Genomic DNA, 446 nt, shown 5'->3' on the forward strand with positions numbered 1-446 from the left:
TATGATCACACGTGATGCGGTTTACGATTTCAAAACAGTATCACCGAAAGAGTTTGATAGTTTCATTTTTTATAAGAGCTTTCGAGATGGTCGTGAAAAAGATTATCTCAAACAGGTTGCATATTACGCATTGATGTTTGACAAGGCCGAAGCACATGTTTTGTACATTAAGAAAGACCAGAAGACGCCATTTATTTATGACTATCAGTTATCAAAAGTTGAAATCAACTCTTATGGTCATGAAATGATGGACGAAATTGAAAAAGCTGTCGGCATCGTATCTGACCAAACACAAGCAATGGCAGTGAATGATGGCAGTCAGTGGGCATACAAGCACTTTGGAGGTGTGATTGATGATTAAGGTAAGCAAGTTTCAAGAAGTAAAGTTACAAAAACCAGCGCCTAAAGGTATCGCAGTTTATGGTGAGCCAATGGCGGGTAAGACA

The 446-nt window shown here is 38.8% G+C and carries 1 protein-coding gene; it reads left to right on the forward strand.

Annotation, left to right across the window (positions count from 1 at the left end; translation table 11 throughout):
- A partial coding sequence (locus tag IAE53_RS11255) for a hypothetical protein (protein ID WP_200554237.1) occupies positions 1-361 on the forward strand: 361 nt, incomplete at its 5' end.
- Positions 362-446 lie beyond the last annotated feature (85 nt).

Source organism: Leuconostoc sp. S50 (genome assembly GCF_016624925.1).
Classification (GTDB): Bacteria; Bacillota; Bacilli; order Lactobacillales; family Lactobacillaceae; genus Leuconostoc; species Leuconostoc pseudomesenteroides.